Source organism: Streptomyces agglomeratus (assembly GCF_001746415.1).
In the GTDB taxonomy this organism is placed as follows: Bacteria; Actinomycetota; Actinomycetes; order Streptomycetales; family Streptomycetaceae; genus Streptomyces; species Streptomyces agglomeratus.
Genome location: NZ_MEHJ01000001.1, coordinates 6775099 through 6793016, shown reverse-complemented (window position 1 = coordinate 6793016; position 17918 = coordinate 6775099). Strand labels below are relative to the sequence as shown.

20 protein-coding genes are annotated in these 17918 nt (G+C 72.0%); 10 read left to right on the top strand and 10 right to left on the bottom strand.

Annotated features, from left to right (window positions below):
* Window positions 1-61: 61 nt before the first annotated feature.
* Window positions 62-688 carry a YigZ family protein gene (locus AS594_RS29645; protein ID WP_069935497.1) on the bottom strand — a complete coding sequence of 209 codons (627 nt, stop codon included), beginning with the start codon at window positions 686-688 and terminating at the stop codon, window positions 62-64.
* Window positions 689-719: 31 nt separating this feature from the next.
* Complete coding sequence (locus tag AS594_RS29640; RefSeq protein WP_079144336.1) at window positions 720-1274, bottom strand: DoxX family membrane protein; 555 nt, start codon at window positions 1272-1274, stop codon at window positions 720-722.
* A 272-nt stretch (window positions 1275-1546) separates the two neighbouring features.
* On the opposite strand from AS594_RS29640, the gene AS594_RS29635 reads away from it, so the two are divergent.
* Window positions 1547-1954 carry a CoA-binding protein gene (locus AS594_RS29635; RefSeq protein ID WP_069929881.1) on the top strand — a complete coding sequence of 136 codons (408 nt, stop codon included), beginning with the start codon at window positions 1547-1549 and terminating at the stop codon, window positions 1952-1954.
* A 56-nt stretch (window positions 1955-2010) separates the two neighbouring features.
* Here AS594_RS29635 and AS594_RS29630 read toward each other — a convergent pair whose 3' ends face one another.
* The gene (locus AS594_RS29630; protein ID WP_069935496.1) at window positions 2011-2583 is read right to left on the bottom strand and encodes a helix-turn-helix domain-containing protein; all 573 of its coding nucleotides are present in this window, start codon (window positions 2581-2583) and stop codon (window positions 2011-2013) included.
* Window positions 2584-2678: 95 nt separating this feature from the next.
* Here AS594_RS29630 and AS594_RS29625 point away from each other — a divergent pair, with 95 nt between their 5' ends.
* Window positions 2679-3545 (top strand): DMT family transporter, encoded by an 867-nt coding sequence (locus AS594_RS29625; protein ID WP_069935996.1) that lies wholly within the window; start codon window positions 2679-2681, stop codon window positions 3543-3545.
* Between the two features lie 7 nt (window positions 3546-3552).
* Here AS594_RS29625 and AS594_RS29620 read toward each other — a convergent pair whose 3' ends face one another.
* On the bottom strand, window positions 3553-4308 hold the full coding sequence (locus AS594_RS29620; RefSeq protein WP_069930868.1) for an acyltransferase: 756 nt from the start codon (window positions 4306-4308) through the stop codon (window positions 3553-3555).
* Between the two features lie 152 nt (window positions 4309-4460).
* Between AS594_RS29620 and AS594_RS29615 the strand changes: the two genes are divergently transcribed.
* Window positions 4461-4991, top strand: coding sequence for a gamma carbonic anhydrase family protein (locus tag AS594_RS29615; RefSeq protein WP_069930867.1), 531 nt, complete (start codon window positions 4461-4463; stop codon window positions 4989-4991).
* 16 nt (window positions 4992-5007) lie between these two features.
* Here AS594_RS29615 and AS594_RS29610 read toward each other — a convergent pair whose 3' ends face one another.
* Together AS594_RS29610 and AS594_RS29605 are read right to left on the bottom strand one after the other, a co-directional pair.
* A complete protein-coding gene (locus tag AS594_RS29610; RefSeq protein ID WP_079144338.1) occupies window positions 5008-5769 on the bottom strand; it encodes a DedA family protein in 762 nt (253 codons plus the stop codon).
* Between the two features lie 129 nt (window positions 5770-5898).
* A complete protein-coding gene (locus tag AS594_RS29605) occupies window positions 5899-6336 on the bottom strand; it encodes a DUF4442 domain-containing protein (protein WP_069929878.1) in 438 nt (145 codons plus the stop codon).
* Window positions 6337-6445: 109 nt separating this feature from the next.
* On the opposite strand from AS594_RS29605, the gene AS594_RS29600 reads away from it, so the two are divergent.
* Both AS594_RS29600 and AS594_RS29595 read left to right on the top strand, forming a co-directional pair.
* On the top strand, window positions 6446-7510 hold the full coding sequence (locus AS594_RS29600) for a DUF8017 domain-containing protein (protein ID WP_069935495.1): 1065 nt from the start codon (window positions 6446-6448) through the stop codon (window positions 7508-7510).
* Window positions 7511-7709: 199 nt separating this feature from the next.
* On the top strand, window positions 7710-9020 hold the full coding sequence (locus AS594_RS29595; protein WP_069935494.1) for an MFS transporter: 1311 nt from the start codon (window positions 7710-7712) through the stop codon (window positions 9018-9020).
* Here the strand turns inward: AS594_RS29595 and AS594_RS29590 are convergent.
* Entirely contained in the window at window positions 8982-9827 is an 846-nt protein-coding gene (locus AS594_RS29590) for a spermidine synthase (protein WP_069930866.1), read from the bottom strand. The genes AS594_RS29595 and AS594_RS29590 overlap by 39 nt on opposite strands.
* Before the next feature lie 199 nt (window positions 9828-10026).
* On the bottom strand, window positions 10027-11199 hold the full coding sequence (tuf, locus tag AS594_RS29585; protein ID WP_069932124.1) for an elongation factor Tu: 1173 nt from the start codon (window positions 11197-11199) through the stop codon (window positions 10027-10029).
* Between the two features lie 492 nt (window positions 11200-11691).
* Between tuf and AS594_RS29580 the strand changes: the two genes are divergently transcribed.
* Together AS594_RS29580 and AS594_RS29575 are read left to right on the top strand one after the other, a co-directional pair.
* Window positions 11692-12405 (top strand): TVP38/TMEM64 family protein, encoded by a 714-nt coding sequence (locus AS594_RS29580; RefSeq protein WP_069929874.1) that lies wholly within the window; start codon window positions 11692-11694, stop codon window positions 12403-12405.
* 193 nt (window positions 12406-12598) lie between these two features.
* A complete protein-coding gene (locus tag AS594_RS29575) occupies window positions 12599-13474 on the top strand; it encodes an undecaprenyl-diphosphate phosphatase (RefSeq protein WP_069929873.1) in 876 nt (291 codons plus the stop codon).
* 15 nt (window positions 13475-13489) lie between these two features.
* Here the strand turns inward: AS594_RS29575 and AS594_RS29570 are convergent, their stop codons facing one another.
* Window positions 13490-14353, bottom strand: a complete 864-nt coding sequence (locus AS594_RS29570) for a pentapeptide repeat-containing protein (RefSeq protein WP_069929872.1) — start codon at window positions 14351-14353, stop codon at window positions 13490-13492.
* A 153-nt stretch (window positions 14354-14506) separates the two neighbouring features.
* On the opposite strand from AS594_RS29570, the gene AS594_RS44790 reads away from it, so the two are divergent.
* The 3 genes from AS594_RS44790 (at window position 14507) to lnt (ending at window position 17084) form a co-directional block, all read left to right on the top strand.
* A complete protein-coding gene (locus AS594_RS44790; protein WP_167367943.1) occupies window positions 14507-14650 on the top strand; it encodes a hypothetical protein in 144 nt (47 codons plus the stop codon).
* A gap of 199 nt (window positions 14651-14849) precedes the next feature.
* Window positions 14850-15368, top strand: coding sequence for a nuclear transport factor 2 family protein (locus AS594_RS29565; RefSeq protein WP_069929871.1), 519 nt, complete (start codon window positions 14850-14852; stop codon window positions 15366-15368).
* Window positions 15369-15500: 132 nt separating this feature from the next.
* A complete protein-coding gene (lnt, locus tag AS594_RS29560) occupies window positions 15501-17084 on the top strand; it encodes an apolipoprotein N-acyltransferase (protein WP_069929870.1) in 1584 nt (527 codons plus the stop codon).
* On the opposite strand, the gene AS594_RS29555 is transcribed toward lnt, so the two are convergent.
* A complete protein-coding gene (locus AS594_RS29555) occupies window positions 17005-17913 on the bottom strand; it encodes a Gfo/Idh/MocA family protein (protein WP_069929869.1) in 909 nt (302 codons plus the stop codon). The two genes, lnt and AS594_RS29555, sit on opposite strands and share 80 nt — an antisense overlap.
* Window positions 17914-17918 lie beyond the last annotated feature (5 nt).

Sequence of the window (17918 nt, the reverse complement as noted above, 5' to 3'; positions counted from 1 at the left end):
CCGACCACGTTAGCGTCGCTGCGCACCTCGCCCACCACGGACCTCGGTATTGGGTCCCGCCTCAGGCGTCGCCGTACGCCTCTCCGCCGAGTTCGAACCCCGCCGTACCCGCAGTGGCGTCGGCGAGCCACGCGCGGAAGGGCTCGACGTCCGCCTCCGGCAGGCCCACCTCGATCGCGACGGCCTCGGCGTAGCGGACGTCGCGCACGGCGCGGCCGGTGGCCCGCAGATCGTTCTCCAGCTTTCCGGCGCGCTGGTGGTCGACGGTGACGGTGGCGAGCCGGAAGCGCTGCCGGGTGATCGTGCCGACGGCGTCCAGCGCCTCACCGACCACTCCCCCGTACGCCCTGATCAGCCCGCCCGCGCCGAGCTTCACGCCGCCGTAGTAGCGGGTGACGACGGCGACGGTGTACCGGACCTCGCGGCGCGTCAGCATCTGGAGCATCGGTACGCCTGCCGTGCCGCCCGGCTCACCGTCGTCGCTCGCCTTCTGCACGGAGGCGTCCGCGCCGATGACGTACGCGAAGCAGTTGTGCGACGCCGTCGGGTGTTCCCTGCGGACGCGCGCGACGAAGTCCTGCGCCTCCTGCTCGGTCGCTGCGGGCGCGAGCGCGCACAGGAAGCGTGATCTGTTGATCTCGGCTTCGTGCACGCCCGCGCGGGCGACGGTCCGGTACTGCTCCTGCATTCGGCCCACCCTATGCGCAGGCCGGGGGTGCCTACTTCCGGAGCAGCAGGACCACGCCCGCGACCACCAGGCCGACGGCCACGGCGGCGACGCCGTACGCGAGCCGGTGGCCGCGCAGTCCGGGCAGGAGGCGGTCGACGGCGTACCGGCCGGGACCGGTCAGCGTCAGCGCGGCGGCGGCCGCTGTGAGAAGCAGCTCGTACTCCACGCCCTGGGGGGCGAAGAAGCCGCCGCCCCACTTCACCGCGAGTACGTTCACCATGGTGCCGACGACGGCCGCGCCGGCCAGCGGCGTGAGCAGACCGAGGGCGAGCCCGAGACCGCCGAGGGTCTCGGTGAGACCGGCGACGACGGCCATCGCCTCGCCGGCCGGATAACCGCTGGCGGTGAAGAACTGCCCGGTTCCGTCGAGCCCGCCTCCGCCGAACCAGCCGAAGAGCTTCTGCGCGCCGTGGACGGCCATGGTCAGGCCGAGCGCGAGCCGCAGTACGAGAAGGCCCGCGTCGTACCCGTGGAGGGAGGGGGTGCGGCCGGAAGCGGTGCTGCTGATGACGGGTACGCCGAGGGTGCTGGTGGGGGGAGTCATGTGAGGGGCTCTCTCCTGTTGCCTGTTGGGGACCGGCTTGGAACGGTTACTTGAAACTTCAAGTCAACGGTCGTGACGATACACATCAGTACAACGTTGAACAACAACCCTCCCTGGAACAGCCGGTAACGCGTCCCGGGAACAGCTCGTACGACTTCCGGGGAACAGCTCGCACGCGCACCCGGGAACAGCTCGCCCCCCTTCCCGGGAATGTCCGTATCGCGCCGCCCGTTGATCGCGAGCAGTGACCTTTCAACCCCAGGAGGCAGCGCGTGTACGGCGACCCGGCAACGATCCGCAAGATCCTCACGCAGTCCGGCGACACCTGGGCGGTGGTGGGCCTGTCCAGCAACCGCTCCCGTGCGGCGTACGGCGTCGCCGAGGTGCTCCAGCGCTACGGCAAGCGCGTCGTGCCGGTGCACCCCAAGGCCGAGACGGTCCACGGCGAGCAGGGATACGCGTCGCTGGCCGACATCCCGTTCCCGGTCGACGTCGTGGACGTGTTCGTCAACAGCGCCCTCGCGGGCGGCGTCGCGGACGAGGCGACGGCGATCGGCGCGAAGGCGGTCTGGTTCCAGCTCGGCGTGATCGACGAAGCGGCGTACGAGCGCACCCGCGCGGCGGGCCTAGACATGGTCATGGACCGCTGCCCGGCGATCGAGATCCCCCGGCTCGGCTGAGCGGGCCGCCGGACTCACCCGCCGGCGCCCTCGATCCCGCCCGCGTCCCGGCTGTCTCAGCGTGCGGGCGGGATGGAGACGGCCATCGTCATCCCGACCGCCTCGGAGCCCTCGTTGCGGTACCCGTGCTCCACACTCGCCTCGAATGTCACGGAGGCGCCCGCGGGCACGATGTGGCGCTTCCCCTCGACCACGAGCGTCAGTTCGCCCGCCGTGACGTGCAGCAGTTCGACCGTCCCCTCGGGGTGCGGGTCGGACATGCTGCTGTCGCCGGGCATCAGCCGCCAGCTCCACAGTTCGAGCGGACCGCGCGCCTCGGTGCCCACGAGCAGGGTGGTGTGGCTGCCGGCGTCCGTGGACCACATGCGGGCCGCCTGCTCCGGCGGTACGACCCGGACCTGGTGGCCCTGTTCGTAGTCGAGGAGCGTCGTGATGCTCACCCCGAGGGCGTCGGCGAGCTTCACCGTCGTACCGACACTCGGATTCGTACGCGCCTGCTCGATTTGAATGATCATGCCCCGGCTGACGCCCGCGCGGGCGGCCAGCGCGTCCAGGGTGAAGCCGCGTTCGCCCCGCCAGCGCTTGAGATTCCGGGCGAGCGACTGCGTGAGCTGGTCGAGGTCCGACACATTCCGTCCAATATTTTGGATGACATAGTTCAATGCAATGCACTACGGTCTGGTGTACCGAACCGTTCATCACACTGTACTGCGAGGCCCCCGCCATGACCGCACTCTTCGCCCTGGCCACAAGCCTCCTGTGGGGGCTGGCCGACTTCGGCGGCGGGCTGATGACACGACGTGCGCCCGCACTGACCGTCGTGGTCGTGTCCCAGGCCGTCGCCGTGGTCGTTCTGGGCGCCGTCGTCGTGGCGACCGGCGGCTGGAGCGAGGCCGGGTCCCAGCTGTGGTTCGCCGTCGCGGCCGGCGCGGTCGGGCCCGTCGCGATGCTCTGCTTCTACAAAGCGCTCGCGCTCGGCCCCATGGGCGTCGTCTCACCGCTCGGTTCGGTAGGCGTCGCGGTACCCGTCACCGTCGGGCTGGTCCTCGGCGAGCGTCCCGGGCTGCTCCAGTTCGCGGGCATCGCGGTGGCGGTCGCGGGGGTGGTGCTGGCGAGCGGTCCTCAGCTGCGGGGGGCGCCGGTGCAGCGGCAGGCGATCGTACTGACCCTGGTCGCGGCCGTCGGTTTCGGCGCGGTGCTGGCCCTGATCGCCGAGGCGTCCACCACCCTCACCGGGTTGTTCCTCGCACTGTTCGTCCAGCGCGTGACCAACGTGGCGGTCGGCGGGGCGGCGCTGTACGTGTCCGTGAAGCGCGGCGCGAAGGCGCTTCCCGAGAACGGCGGGATGCGCGTGATCCTCTCCTCCCTGCCCGCTCTGGCGTTCGTCGGTCTCGCGGACGTCGCGGCGAACGGCACGTACTCCATCGCCGCGCAGACCGGCCCCGTCACCGTCGCCGCCGTACTGGCGAACCTCTACCCGGTGGTGACCGTGCTGTGCGCCCTCGTCCTGCTCAAGGAACGCCTGCGCGCGGTGCAGGCGGCCGGGGCGGGGCTGGCGGTGGTGGGCACGGTCCTGCTCGCCGCCGGATAGCGGCGTCTCACTCGGCGGCCTCCGCCTCCAGCTCGGCCAGCGCCAGCAGTTGCTCAGGAGTGACCCCTTCGGGGATCGGTACGGGCGCGGGCGTCCGCAGCGGCGGCTGCCAGCCCGTCTCCGCGTCCCAGCGGCGTACGACGCGGGCCGGCGCCCCGGCGACCACCGCGTGGTCGGGCACCTCGCCCCGTACGACAGCACCCGCCGCGACGACGACGTTGCGCCCGATGCGCGCGCCCGGCAGTATCACGGCGCCCGTGCCGATCCAGCAGCCCGGGCCTATCTCCACGGGGTCCGTGCGCGGCCACTGCTTGCCGACGGGAACGTCCGGATCGTCGTAACTGTGGTTCGTGGACGTGACGTACACGTACGGGCCGAAGTAACAGTCGTCCGCGATGGTCACCGTCGTGTCGGCGATGACGTGACTGCCCCGGCCGAGGACCACACCGTTGCCGAGCCGCAGAATCGGGTCGGGGCCGAGGTCGAGGCCGGGCATCATGCCCGCGGTCAGCGTGACCTGCTCACCGATGATGCAGTGGTCGCCCAGGTGGATCCACTCCTCGCCGAACACGGTGCCCTGCGGGAAGGCGAGCTTCGTACCGGCGCCGATCGAACCGAAGCGCAGCCGTCCCGGGCGCTCGGCGGTGACCGCCCCGGCCTGCTGGAGCCGGCGCCAGCCGCCGTGCACGGCGCTGGTCACCAGGCGACGGCGCCAGGCGGCCAGGGCGGACAACGATGAGAACGTGTTTCTGTTCTTCGGCACCCGCACACGGTAGTCGGCGGGACGCACACGGCCCGGAGGGGTCCGCTGTGATGTTCGCCCCACCCGGCATGCCGACGGCGAAGGCCGTCGCTTACGGTTCCCCTGGCGCGACCGACCGGCACACAAGCCACAGAAGCACCGAGGAGCACGGGATGGCAGAGCAGGCTTTGATCACCGGGGTGGGCGGCAAGGAGCCGAGGATCGCCCCGTCGGCCTTCGCCGCGCCGACGTCCGTCGTTCTCGGGGACGTCCTCCTCGGTGCGGGCGCCAGCGTCTGGTACCACACCGTGCTGCGCGCCGACTGCGGTCCGATCGTCCTCGGCGCCGACAGCAACATCCAGGACAACTGCACGGTGCACGTGGACCCGGGCTTCCCCGTCACGATCGGCGACCGCGTCTCGGTGGGCCACAACGCCGTCCTCCACGGCTGCACCGTGGAGGACGACGTACTGGTCGGCATGGGGGCCACGGTGCTCAACGGCGCGCACATCGGCGCGGGTTCGCTGATCGCGGCGCAGGCGCTCGTGCCCCAGGGCATGCGAGTGCCCCCGGGCTCGCTGGTCGCGGGCGTACCCGCCAAGGTGAGGCGGGAACTGACGGACGAGGAGCGCGAGGGCATCAAGCTGAACGCCGCGATGTACCTGGAGCTGGCCAAGGGCCACCGCGAGGCACACGCGGACTAGCCGGGGCGGGAGGCCGTCATTCGGTGGTCGCCGAGACCTTCTCCGACGCGGCGCCCGTGTCCGACGCGGCGGCCTTCGCCGACCGGTCCGCGGTCCCGGACTGCGCCTGCGTCAGCCCGTCGGGCCGCACCTGCGCCTCCGCCTCCGCTTCCTCGGAACGCGCCTCCGCCTCGGCGGCGGCCTTCTTCGCGCGGTTCTTCAGCACGAGCATCGAGGTGAGACCGAACAGTACGGCGACCACCAGGCCCAGCCACGAGAAGCGCTTGAGCCACGCCTCGGCGACCACGCCCACCGAGTAGATGACGGCCGTGGTGCCGCCCGCCCAGAGGATGCCGCCGAAAACGTTGGCGATGAGGAACTTCCAGTACGGCATGCGCAGTACGCCCGCCAGCGGTCCCGCGAAGATCCGCAGCAGCGCCACGAAGCGGCCGAAGAAGACCGCCCACATGCCCCACTTCTCGAACGACCGCTCCGCCATCGCGATATTGGACTCGCTGAAGTGCTTGGGGAACTTCCGGCCCAGTTTCGTGAGCAGTGGCCTGCCGCCCCTGCGCCCGATCGCGTAGCCGATCGAGTCACCGATGATGGCGCCCGCCGTGGCGCACGCGCCGAGCACGTACGGGTTGATGTCGCCGTGCTGGGAGGCTAGCAGGGCCGAACTGACGAGAACGATCTCGCCCGGCAGCGGAATGCCCAGACTCTCCAGCCCGATAACGATCCCCACCAGGAGGTAAATGCTGACCGCGGGGATGGTCTCGAGCCACTCCGTGATGTGCAACGCCGGTTCCTGTCGTCGTGGAAGGTGCGGCTGACCGCCGTGCGCCCCCGTGGCGCACGGCGGGCAGCCTACCCGGACCTCGTCACCCGGTGACGGCGTCGGGGAGGTCGCACCTGTCACACGCCCCCGTCAGCTGTTGGGGCGCAGGGTCCATACGACCGTCATCTCGCCCGTCACGGCGCCGTCCTCGCGCCGGATGGAGATCTCGACGGGGAACTCGGGGCGCTGCCCGGCGTCGAGCTCCGCGACGACGTCCGCCACCGGGCGGCCGAGGGTCGCGGTGGCGGTGACCACGCCCATGGCGAGCTTCTTGTACCCGATCTCGGCCTTGACGGCGAGCGGCACGGCCCGCGACAGCTGGTCACCGAAGGCAGCGATGACGATAGCGCCGCTCGCCGACTCGGCGAGGGTGAACATGGCGCCGGCGTGCGGGCCGCCCACGTGGTTGTGGTAGTCGGCCTGGTCCGGCAGGCGGACCACGGCGCGCTCCGCAGTGGTCTCCAGGAATTCGAGGTTGAGGGTACGGGCCATGGGAACCGTGGCGACGAGCATCTCGCCGACGGACATCTGATCTGCGCTCATGCGGTGCGATGTTACCCACGAGTAGGCAAGCTTGGCCATCCCTTCACGGGGCGGACGTCAACAGCGCGCCGGGGCACCTCTATCGTTACTGGCCATGTGGCCAGGACAGCAGCCGCCCGGGGGCGAGCAGAACCCGCAGGACGCGAACCAGAACCCGTACCAGCAGCCCGGCTACCAGCAGCAGCCGCACCCGCAGCCGGGGGGCCGGCAGCCCGGTCACTCCCAGCCCGGTCACCAGCAGCACGGCTACCAGCCGGCCGGCCATCCGCACGCCGGACATCCTCAGCCGAACCCTTACCAGCAGCCGAACCCCTACCAGCAGCCGGTCACGCCGCCGCCGTACGCGCCCGCGATGCCGCCGGGCGGTCCGCGGCCACCGGACGGCGGCCGGAAGAGGACCACCGTCGTGGCCGTCGTCGCGGCGACCGCCGTGGCCGCTGCGGCCGTGGTCGTCGGCGTGGTGATCCTGGGCAAGGACGACGAGGGCGGGACCACCGGGGCCGACGGCAGGGCGCCGGCCGAGTCGTCGCCCACCGTCACTTCCGAGGCGCCTGCCAGTCCCCCGCCCACCGCCGAGAATCCGCGCGGCGGTTCGGTCGAGGAGGCCAAACCGACGATCCCCGGCTGGCAGGTCGTGACCAACCCGAAGTACGGCACTCGCTTCGACGTTCCGCCGGAGTGGGACGTGAAGTCGCCCGGGCTGACCATCAGCTACTCGGACGACAAGGACAAGCCGCTCATCTCGATGTCGGCTCCGGCGTACTTCAAGAGCGGATGGTGCGGCAAGAACACGCTGCTCGGCTCGGCGGGGTCACGCGGCGCGAACGGGGCGGGCAAGGCGGGTCCGGAGGCCGAGAACGTGGCCGCCGGGTGGGTATTCGCGGCGTACGACCAGAAGGAGACCGGCACCTTCAAGGTCTCCAAGGCCACGCCGTTCACCACCACGTCCGGGCTCAAGGGCAGCGTCTCCGTCGCCACGGTCACCGGCGTCGAGAAGAAGACCAAGTGCGACACCGACGGCAAGTCGATCGCCTTCGCCTTCAAGAACGCCAAGGGTGACTTCGCCGTCTGGAGCCTGTTCACCTCGAAGGGTGTCAAGGACGAGCTGCCGGAGGCGACCATCAAGCGGATCCTCGGCACCGTCCGGCTGGGCGGCTGACCCCGGCGTACGCGGCCGACCCGGACGTGCGCGGCCGACCCGGGCGTACGCGGCCGACCCGGACGTGCGCGGCCGACCCGGACGTGCGCGGGCTGAATCAGACGTGCGCGCCGGAATCCGGCGTACTCGGCTGAATCAAGCGCGTATCTGTCGCTCAATCGGTTTGGCAAGGGCGGGGGACGGCAGCGATAGTCCCGAGGTGACCTCTCCCGCCGCCGTTCCCCGCCGGTCCCGCCGCCCCGAGTGGGCCGGCCGCAACTACGTCCTGCTGACCGCCTCCGCGATCGTGACGAGCCTGGGCACCCACGGTGCTCTGATCGCGGCGGCGTTCGCGGTCCTGGAGTCGGGCGGCGACGGTGGCGACGTGGGCCTGGTGGCGGCCGCCCGTACGCTGCCACTCGTCCTCTTCCTGCTCATAGGCGGCGCGATCGCCGACCGGCTGCCGCGCCACCGTGTGATGGTCGCCGCCAACGCCCTCAACTGCGTCTCGCAGGCGGCGTTCGCCTTCCTCGTCCTGACGGGCGACCCCCAGCTGTGGCAGATGATGCTCCTCACCGCCCTGTGCGGCGCGGGACAGGCGTTCTTCAACCCGGCGGCCGAGGGCATGCTGCTGTCGAGCGTCAGCGGCGAACAGGCCAACCGCGCCTTCGCTCTCTTCCGCATGGCCATGCACGGCGCGGCCATCGGCGGCGCCGCGCTGGGCGGTGCGCTGATCGCCGCGGTCGGCCCCGGCTGGGTCCTCGCCGTCGACGCCGCCGCGTTCGCCTTCGCCGGAGCGCTGCGCGCCTTCCTCGACGTGAGCCACATCCGGCCGCGCGAGCCCGGCGGCGGCATGCTGTCCGACCTGCGCGAAGGCTGGCGGGAGGTCGTCGGACGGCCCTGGCTGTGGAGCATCGTCGCGCAGTTCTCGGTCGTCGTCGCGGTCGTCGGAGCCGCCGAGGCGGTGTACGGACCGCTGGTCGCGGAGGACGAACTGGGCGGCGCGGCGCCCTGGGGCCTCGCTCTGGCCGCCTTCGGCGTCGGCACGCTCGGCGGCGCGCTGATGATGATGCGCTGGAAGCCCCGCCGCCTGCTGCTCGCCGGAACGCTGTGCGTCTTCCCGCTCGCTCTGCCGTCGGCGGCGCTCGCCGTGCCGCTGCCGGTGGCCGGCCTCGCCGCGGTGATGTTCGTGAGCGGAGTCGCGATCGAGGTGTTCGGCGTCTCCTGGATGACGGCGCTGCACCAGGAGATCCCGGAGGAGAAGTTCTCGCGGGTGTCGGCGTACGACTGGTTCGGGTCGGTCGCGATGCTGCCCCTGGCGACGGCGGTGGCAGGACCCGTCGAGGGCGTCGTGGGGCGCGGCACGGCGCTCTGGGGGTGCGCGGCGCTGGTGGTTCTCGTGACGGCCGCGGTGCTGTTCGTCCCCGACGTACGGAATCTGACGCGCCGTACGCGTGAAGTGGCGAAGGCGGACGCGGCGGCGCTGGCCGTGTCAGCCGATGCCGAAGGCGCCACCGGGCGGCTCGGGTGACTCCACCGCGTCTGTGTCGCGTACGGCCTTCGCGCCCCTGGTGAAGCGCGCCAGCGAAGGCCCGCTCTCCACGCGCGCGGGGAACACGTCGGAGGCGGTCCTGCGGGCGAGGGCCGCCGTGTCGACGGGAGCGTGGGAGGCGATCAGCACCGCGTTGCCGAAGCGGCGGCCGCGCAGCACCCCCGGCTCGGCGATCAGCGCGATCTCTTCGAAGACGGCTGCGAAGGTGGCCACTTGGGAGCGCAGGAAGGCGAACGGCGCACCGTCGGCGAGGTTGGCGGCGTAGGTGCCGCCGGGGCGCAGGACGCGCTCCGCCAGGCGCGCGTACTCGACGGACGTGAGGTGCGCGGGCACCCGGGAGCCGCCGAAGACGTCCGCGACGATGACGTCGGCGGACGCCTCGGGGGCGTTTTCGAGCCACTCGCGGGCGTCGGCGCCGTGCACCCGTACACCGGAACCGTCCGGCAGCGGCAGATGCTCCGCCACCAGCGCCAGCAGTCCCCGGTCGGCCTCCACCACGTCCTGGCGCGAGCCCGGCCGGGTGGCGGCCGTGTAGCGGGGCAGCGACAGGCCGCCGCCGCCGAGATGCAGTACGTCGAGGGGTGCGCCCTCGACGGCCGCGCAGTCGACGACGTGGGCGAGCCGGCGGGCGTACTCGAACTCCAGGTGGGAGGGAACGTCGAGGTCGACGTACGACTGGGGCGCGCCGTCGACCGTCAGCAGCCAGGCCCTCGGCCGGTCCACGTCGGGCATCAGCTTGGCGGTGCCCCAGTCCACGTCACGGATCACGGGTATCGGCTCGTCCACCTCACCATTGTGCGCCGCCCGGACACCCGCTCCGGACCGCGGCATGCGCCTCCCGGACACGCGTTCCGGACCGCGGCACCGCCCTGGACCGGGCTCCCGCCCGCGCTCCCAGACGCCGGACGGGCCGCAAGCGCACGCTCGTGAGCGGCGGATTCGAACCCGTCCGGCGTTCGAGGACACACGGAGAAGCGAAGCCCCCTCAGGCGAGCAGGCCCGTCACCGTCCCCGCGCCGACCGTGCGCCCGCCCTCGCGGATCGCGAAACCGAGGCCCGGCTCGAGCGGCACCTCACGACCCAGCTCGACGGTCACGGTGACCGTGTCGCCGGGCCGCGCGACAGCCGTCGCGCCGAGGTCGATATCGCCGACCACGTCCGCGGTGCGGATGTAGAACTGCGGCCGGTAGCCACTGCTGACGGGCGTCGTACGGCCGCCCTCCCGCGCCGAGAGGACGTACACCTGCGCCGTGAAGCGCCGGGTGGGCGTGACGCTCCCGGGCGCGGCCACCACGTGACCGCGGCGCACCGCGTCGCGCGGGAGACCACGCAGCAGCAGCGCCACGTTGTCCCCGGCCTCGGCGGACTCCATCGGCTTGCCGAACGTCTCCAGACCGGTGACGACCGTCTCGGTGTCCGCGCCGAGCACCTCGACCCGGTCGCCGATCCGCACCGTGCCGCGCTCGACGGCGCCGGTGACGACGGTGCCGCGTCCGGTGATGGTCAGTACGTTCTCCACCGGCATCAGGAACGGCGCGTCCGTGTAGCGTTCGGGGATCGGTACGTACGTGTCCACCGCGTCCAGCAGCGCCTCGATCGCCGCCGTCCAGCGCGAGTCGCCCTCCAGCGCCCTGAGCCCGGACACGCGCACGACCGGCACCGCGTCGCCGCCGTAGCCGTGCGCGGACAGCAGGTCGCGCACCTCCAGCTCGACCAGGTCGGTCAGCTCCTCATCGCCCGCGTCGGCCTTGTTGAGGGCGACGACGATGTGGTCGACCCCGACCTGGCGGGCGAGCAGGACGTGCTCCGCGGTCTGCGGCATGATGCCGTCGAGAGCGGACACGACGAGGATCGCACCGTCGAGCTGCGCGGCTCCGGTGACCATGTTTTTGACGTAGTCGGCGTGGCCGGGCATGTCGACGTGCGCGTAGTGGCGGGTGTCGGTCTCGTACTCGACGTGAGCGATGTTGATGGTGATGCCGCGCTGCGCCTCCTCGGGCGCGCGGTCGATGCGGTCGAACGGCACGAACGTGCCGGTCCCGCGCTCGCTGAGGACCTTGGTGATGGCGGCGGTCAGGGTGGTCTTGCCGTGGTCGACGTGACCCATGGTGCCGATGTTGAGGTGCGGCTTGGTGCGCACGTATGCCGTCTTGGGCATGGTGATCTTCCTCGGAAGGTCGAAGCTGAAAGGGGACCCCTGGGCCGTGCCGACCCTCCCCCTGTGGGGTCCGCCGGACGATCCGGGAAGGGTCAGCTTCGGGCGCCGCCGAAGGGCGCTGCGGCAGCGGCGACCGCTGCTGCGGGTGTGGCTGCGGCTGCGGCTGTCACTGCGGTTGCGAGCGCCGCTGCGACTGCCGTCGCGTCTGCCGTTGCGTCTGCCGTTGCGTCGAGGGTGAGGACGGCAGCCTTCGGCGCGGCCGCGACTGCGGTCCGTGCTGCGGGGAAGGCGTGCCTGAACATGGGCTGATCCTCGCCCACGGGCCCCGGCACGTCGAACGATTTATCCGTCACCGGCCGGCCGCGCGGGACCGTGCGTGCGGTGGGCGTCACGGGTGCGTGCGGTGGGCGTACGTGCGTGTGCGGTGTGCCTTACGGGCGCCCGCGGTGCGCGTTACGGCGATCACATCCGCTTGTCGGTTAGTCTCCCCGGATGCTCGACACCGCCGCCCCGCCCGCCGGGCTCACTGTCCGCCGCACGCGAAAGCTGCTCTCCCCTCGCTCCCGGCTGTCGTTCCTCGTGGTGATGCTCGCGGCGGCGCTCACGACAGTGCTGGTCTTCGAGCCGCAGCGGCTCCTGAGTGCCGGCTGGCCACCGCAGTTGAGCGGCGCGGGCGCCGTCGTGCTCTTCGGGGCGGCGTACGGGCTGTGCACGGCGGCGTTCGTACCGCGTCCGATCCTCAACCTGGCCGCCGGCGCGCTCTTCGGCTCCCAGGCCGGGCTCGCCGCCGCGGTCGCCGGAACGGTCGTCGGCGCCGGGATCGCCTTCGGTCTGGGCCGCTTGCTCGGGCAGGACGCGCTGCGACCGCTGCTGCGCGGGCGGGCGCTGCTCGCGGCGGACGGCCAGCTGAGCCGGCACGGGTTCCGTACGATGCTCGCCATCCGGCTGTTCCCCGGTGTGCCGTTCGCGGCGGCCAACTACTGCGCGGCCATTTCCCGCATGGGGTGGCTCCCGTTCCTGCTGGCCACCGGGATCGGTTCGATCCCGAACACGGCGGCGTACGTCATCGCGGGCAGCAGTGCGTCGTCCCCCACCTCGCCCGCCTTCCTGATCGCGATGGGCTTCATCGCCCTGTCGGGGCTCGCCGCCGCGGTGGTCGCCTGGCGCAAGCGCCACCGCCTGCGCGGCGGGCAGCCGGGTGTCTGAAGCGCTCCCGGTCCCGCACGCCCCGGCGCCCGGCCGGACGGCCGCGGGCCCCCTCCCCGCCTGATCGGGTACGCAGTCGGGGGCTTCCCGCAGCGCCGACATCTTCGGGCGATACGCTGCCCACCAACTGACCTTGACTGCACCTGCACGCTGCACACCGCTGCGCAAATACATCCGGGACGGCATTAGCCCCATGAGTTGGTTCGAATCATTCATCCTCGGACTCGTCCAGGGGCTCACCGAGTTTCTGCCGATCTCGTCGAGCGCCCACCTGCGACTGACAGCCGCCTTCGCCGGCTGGCACGACCCCGGTGCGGCCTTCACCGCGATCACTCAGATCGGTACCGAGGCAGCCGTCCTCATCTACTTCCGCAAGGACATCGCCCGGATCGTCTCCGCGTGGTGCAAGTCCCTCGTCGACCGGTCCATGCGCGGTGACCACGACGCCCAGATGGGCTGGCTCGTCATCGTCGGCTCCATCCCCATCGGCGTGCTCGGCGTCACCCTCAAGGACCACATCGAGGGGCCCTTCCGCGACCTGCGGCTGATCGCCACCACCCTGATCGTCATGGGCATCGTCCTCGGCATCGCCGACCGCCTCGCGGCCCGCGACGAGGCCGGCGGCAAGCACCGCGCGATCAGGGAGCGCAAGACGCTCAAGGAGCTGGGCGTCCGGGACGGCCTGATCTTCGGCGTCTGCCAGGCCATGGCCCTGATCCCGGGCGTCTCCCGCTCCGGCGCGACGATCAGCGGCGGACTGCTGATGGGCTACACCCGCGAGGCGGCGGCACGCTACTCGTTCCTGCTGGCCATCCCCGCGGTGCTGGCGTCCGGTGCCTTCGAGCTGAAGGACGCGAGCGAGGGCGGCCATGTGTCCTGGGGCCCGACGATCTTCGCGACGATCATCGCCTTCGTGGTCGGGTACGCGGTGATCGCGTGGTTCATGAAGTTCATCACGACCAAGAGCTTCATGCCGTTCGTGATCTACCGGATCCTGCTCGGCATCCTGCTGTTCGTCCTGGTCGGCACCGACACGCTGAGCCCCCACGCGGGCGAGTCGGCGGGCTGATCCGGGCGGCTCTCGTCACCAGTGCGCAGGGCGCGTCAGTGCGGGCGGAAGCCTGGTGCCGGCGTCGCCCTTCGCCGCGTTCAGCTGCGACTGGGTGAGGAAGAAGGCGCCGGTGAGGTCGGCGCCCGAGAGGTCGGCATCGCGGAGGTCGGCGCCTATGAGGTCGGCCACCCTCAGGTCGGCGCCCCGGAGGTCGGCGCCGATCAGGTACGCCCCCCTGAGGTTGGCGCCGTGCAGGTCGGCGCCCCTGAGGTTCGCGCCGATGAGGTCGGCGCCCCTGCGGTCCTTCTTCCTGCCGCTCTTCCTGCCCCTGGCGTCCTTCGTGGCGCCGGCCCGCACCAGTTCGCTCGTACGCAGAAGAAGCGCGTTGACCTCCTGCCGGTGCTCGGCCACGTCCAGGGCGAGCAGTTCCCCGGGCGTGCCCTCGGTGAGGCGCTCGATCCTGGTCAGCGCGGCGCGCAGGTCGCCGTGGAGCGGGCGGGCCGGTTCCAGGGCCAGCGCCTCGGTGAGGTACCAGAGCAGCTCGTGGAGCTGCCGCACGACCGGGAGCAGCGCGAACATCTGCCGGGCGGTGCCGGGGGCCTCGCGCCAGTCCCGGCCCGCGTACGTGATCTGCGATATCCGCTGCCCGGCGCCGAAGCACTCGTACACCGTGCAGCCCTGGTAGCCCTCCGGCCTCAGGCGCTCGTGGATGCCGCAGCGGAAGTCGGTCCGCAGGTGGGTGCAGGGCTGCCCGGCGTCCTTGTCGGCCGCGAAGTCGGCGGAGGCCGTGAAGGCGAGTGCGACACAGCACAGTCCGAAGCAGTCGGCGCAGTCGGCTCGCAGGTCGAGACCCTCACGGCCGGGGACGGACTGGGCATGAACGCGCTGCTCGGACAAGGTGTGCGATCTCCTGGTGTGTGCCGGAACGGCGCCGCCCGGCGCCCGGCGATCAAGCTTAGTGCGAGGAAAGACACTGCCGTTCCGGTGCTCACTGTCAGTACCTGGCCGTAGTCTTGTCTCATGTACCGCACTCCCCCGCCGGTTGGTTCCGTGCGACCCCTGACCGAGGCGAATGAAGCCATTCGCGCTCTGGTGGAGTCGCGCGCCGACGAGGCATGGCCCGCGGACGAGTACGAGACGCTGCTGCTCCAGTGGGCCGCGGCCGTACGCGGCGAGGTCGCCGAAGCGGCCTAGCCCGGCCGCCCCACTGCCGCACCACCGGCGCCTTCGCCGGACGCTGCGGATGCTCAACGAGGGACCCGTCGGCAAGAGATCGCCGAGCCCCTGTCCACCGGCGCTCAAGCCGACCGCCCCCGCCGTGGGAGGCGTCGGCGTCAGGTCGGGGGCGTGCGCGGCCCTTGGCTCAGGACGCCCGCTGCCGGAGACTGGGCCGATGACGCAGCGTGTGGAGCTCGCGACCGTAATGGACAGCCTGGCCATCGACGCGGTGATCACCGGATACGCGGTGGCCGTGGACGACGCCAACTGGTCCGGCTACCGGGCCCTGTTCACCCCCGGAGGCCGGGCCGACTACCGCACCGCGGGTGGCATCGAGGGGCCGGCCGCCGAAGTCGCGGGCTGGCTGGCGGAGACGATGCGGCTCTTTCCCGTACGCCAGCACCTCATCGTCAACCGGCGGCTGCGGCTCGATCGCCTCGACGGCAACGCTGGGGACCGCGCGGCGCTCCAGGCCGACTACCTGAATCCGATGCGGCTCGAAACCGTGCCCGACGACATCGAGGCCGACGACACCACGGCCGACGGCGCCGCGTCCGGCGACGGCTCGCGGCAGCCGACGGAGCCCAACTTCTTCTCGGGCGGACGCTACGCCTTCGGCCTGATGCGTACGGAGGACGGCTGGCGCATCAGCTCGGTGGTCGTACGGGAGAAGTGGCGGCGCACCACGCTCTGACGTGCGGGGTTCCTGTTACGCCCGGCCGGTCGCGGGCACACTGTCCGCGATCGCCGCGCTCCCCCACACTGGTGGCAGGGACTGTTCCGGGACTCCTCACGGGGCAGAGCGGCAGGACGAGGAGGCGCGCGCATGCGAATTCCGGCCGGCCGGTGGCACTGGCTGTCGTCGCCCTGGTGGCGCGGCCTCGTCGCGGTGGCGGTCGGAGCCCTGCCCGCGCTCGCCTTCCCCGCGCCCTCCCTCTGGTGGTTCGCGTACGTGGCCCTCGTGCCGTGGATGCTTCTGATCCGCTCGGCGCCGACGGGCCGGCGGGCGGCGCTGGACGGCTGGCTCGGCGCCACCGGCTTCATGATCGCCGTACATCACTGGCTGATGCCGAGCCTCCATGTGTTCATCGTGGTCCTGGCGGGTCTGCTGGCGCTGCTGTGGCTGCCGTGGGGCTGGCTGGTCCGGTGGACGCTGGGCGGCGCGCCGTCGGTCCGGCGTGCGACGGCCGCGCTCGCCGTCGTGCCGTCCGGCTGGCTGATGGCCGAACTGGTGCGGTCCTGGGAGGGTTTGGGCGGCCCGTGGGGGCTGCTCGGTTCGAGCCAGTGGCAGGTCGCGCCGGCGCTGCGGCTGGTCTCGGTCGGCGGTGTGTGGCTGGTGAGCCTGCTGGTGGTAGCGGTCAACACCGGCGTCGTCGTTCTGCTGACCGCGCCCGCCGCCCGCAGGCCGGTGGTGGCCGCGCTCGTGGCGTGCGCCGTCGCGGTGGGGGCGGTGTCGGCGTGGGCGCCGCGCCCCGAGCAGACGGGCCGGGTACGGGTGGCGGTCGTACAGCCGGGTGTCGTCAGCGGTCCCGAGCGGCGGTTCGCGCTCAGCGAGGCCCTCACCCGGGACCTGGCGGGCCGGGACCCCGACCTGGTGGTGTGGGGCGAGAGCAGCGTCGGGGCGGACCTGACCGAGCGGCCCGACCTCGCGGCCAGGCTCGCCGCCCTCTCCCGCCTGGTGGGCGCCGAAGTGCTGGTCAATGTGGACGCGCGGCGCTCCGACCGGCCGGGGATCTTCAAGAGTTCGGTGCTGGTCGGCCCGGAGGGCGTCACCGGCGGGCGGTACGACAAGATGCGCCTGGTCCCCTTCGGCGAGTACGTTCCGGCGCGTTCCCTGCTCGGCTGGGCGACGGCGGTGGGCAAGGCCGCGGGCGAGGACCGCAGGCGCGGTACGAGCCCCGTGGTGATGACGCTCCCCGGCGGCGGCGTCGGCGGGCTGCGCGTCGGTCCTCTGGTGTGCTTCGAGTCGGCGTTCCCCGACATGAGCAGGGAGTTGACCCGGCGCGGCGCGCAGGTGCTGGTCACCCAGTCGGCGACGTCCACGTTCCAGCACAGCTGGGCGCCCGAGCAGCACGCCTCGCTCGCCGCGCTGCGGGCCGCCGAGAACGGCCGCCCCGTGGTGCACGCGACGCTCACCGGCGTCAGCGCGGTGTTCGGCCCCCGAGGCGAGCGGGCCGGCTCGCCGCTGGGGACGGACGCGAGTGCGTCGGTCGTGTACGACGTCCCGCTGGCCGAGGGCTCGACGGTGTACGTCAGGGCCGGCGACTGGCCCGTTCACGGGGCGCTCGCCGTGCTGGTCCTGCTAGGCGCGGCCGGAGCCGTACGGGCCCTCAGGCGGCGCGCTGCTCCTCCGCCGCCAGGACCACCCGCTCGCACAGCTCGTGCGTCAGCAGCGCGTCCCGGGCGCTGAGGAGTTCGCCGGCCCGTACGGCGTCGAGGAACGTGTCGACGGACTGCTCGATGCCGCGCTGACGGGCCACCGGGACCCAGTCGCCGCGGCGGCGTACGGTCGGCTGTCCCCTGTGGTCGACGACCTCGGCGAGGTTGAGGACCTGGCGCTTCGTGTCCTGGCCGGAGATTTCGAGGATCTCCTCGGTGGAGCCGTTCCTCCGGTTCATGGTGCCGATGGCGGTGAACCCGTCGCCGGAGAGCTGGAGGACGACGTGGTGCATCAGCCCTTCCTCGACCCTGGCCCGCACGTCGATGTGGTCGATCGTGCCGGGGACGAGGAAGCGCAGGGTGTCGACGACGTGGATGAAGTCGTCGAGGACGAGGGTGCGCGGGTCCTCCGGCAGGCCGACGCGGTTCTTCTGCATGATGATCAGGTCGCGGGGGTGCTCGGCGCACTGCGCGTACCCCGGCGCGAGGCGCCGGTTGAAGCCGACGGCGAGGCTGACGCCGCGCCCCTCGGCAAGCCGTACGAGCCGCTCGGATGCGGCGAGTTCGTAGGCGAGCGGCTTGTCGACGTACGTCGGTACGCCCGCTTCCAGGAGCCGCGTCACGATCTCGGGGTGCACGGCGGTGGGCGCGTGCACGAAGGCGGCGTCCAGGCCCTGGGCGAGCAGCGCGTCGAGCGCGGTGTGGCACTGCTCGCCGGGGACCCGGTACGTCGCGGCGACGAGCGCGAGGGTGGCGGGCGTGCGGGTCTGAAGGTGCAGTTCGAGCCCCGGACGGGTGGTCAGTACGGGCAGGTATGCCTTCTGGGCGATGTCTCCGAGCCCGATGACGCCGACCTTCACGGGGG

Coding starts and splice junctions, on each gene's coding strand:
- AS594_RS29580 (WP_069929874.1), top strand. CDS start 11,692: ATGCTCGACACCGCCGCCCCGCCCGCCGGGCTCACTGTCCGCCGCACG.
- AS594_RS29565 (WP_069929871.1), top strand. CDS start 14,850: ATGACGCAGCGTGTGGAGCTCGCGACCGTAATGGACAGCCTGGCCATC.
- tuf (WP_069932124.1), bottom strand. CDS start 11,199: ATGCCCAAGACGGCATACGTGCGCACCAAGCCGCACCTCAACATCGGC.
- AS594_RS29645 (WP_069935497.1), bottom strand. CDS start 688: ATGCAGGAGCAGTACCGGACCGTCGCCCGCGCGGGCGTGCACGAAGCC.
- AS594_RS29625 (WP_069935996.1), top strand. CDS start 2,679: ATGACCGCACTCTTCGCCCTGGCCACAAGCCTCCTGTGGGGGCTGGCC.
- AS594_RS29600 (WP_069935495.1), top strand. CDS start 6,446: ATGTGGCCAGGACAGCAGCCGCCCGGGGGCGAGCAGAACCCGCAGGAC.
- AS594_RS29615 (WP_069930867.1), top strand. CDS start 4,461: ATGGCAGAGCAGGCTTTGATCACCGGGGTGGGCGGCAAGGAGCCGAGG.
- AS594_RS29575 (WP_069929873.1), top strand. CDS start 12,599: ATGAGTTGGTTCGAATCATTCATCCTCGGACTCGTCCAGGGGCTCACC.
- lnt (WP_069929870.1), top strand. CDS start 15,501: ATGCGAATTCCGGCCGGCCGGTGGCACTGGCTGTCGTCGCCCTGGTGG.
- AS594_RS29640 (WP_079144336.1), bottom strand. CDS start 1,274: ATGACTCCCCCCACCAGCACCCTCGGCGTACCCGTCATCAGCAGCACC.
- AS594_RS29605 (WP_069929878.1), bottom strand. CDS start 6,336: ATGTCCGTCGGCGAGATGCTCGTCGCCACGGTTCCCATGGCCCGTACC.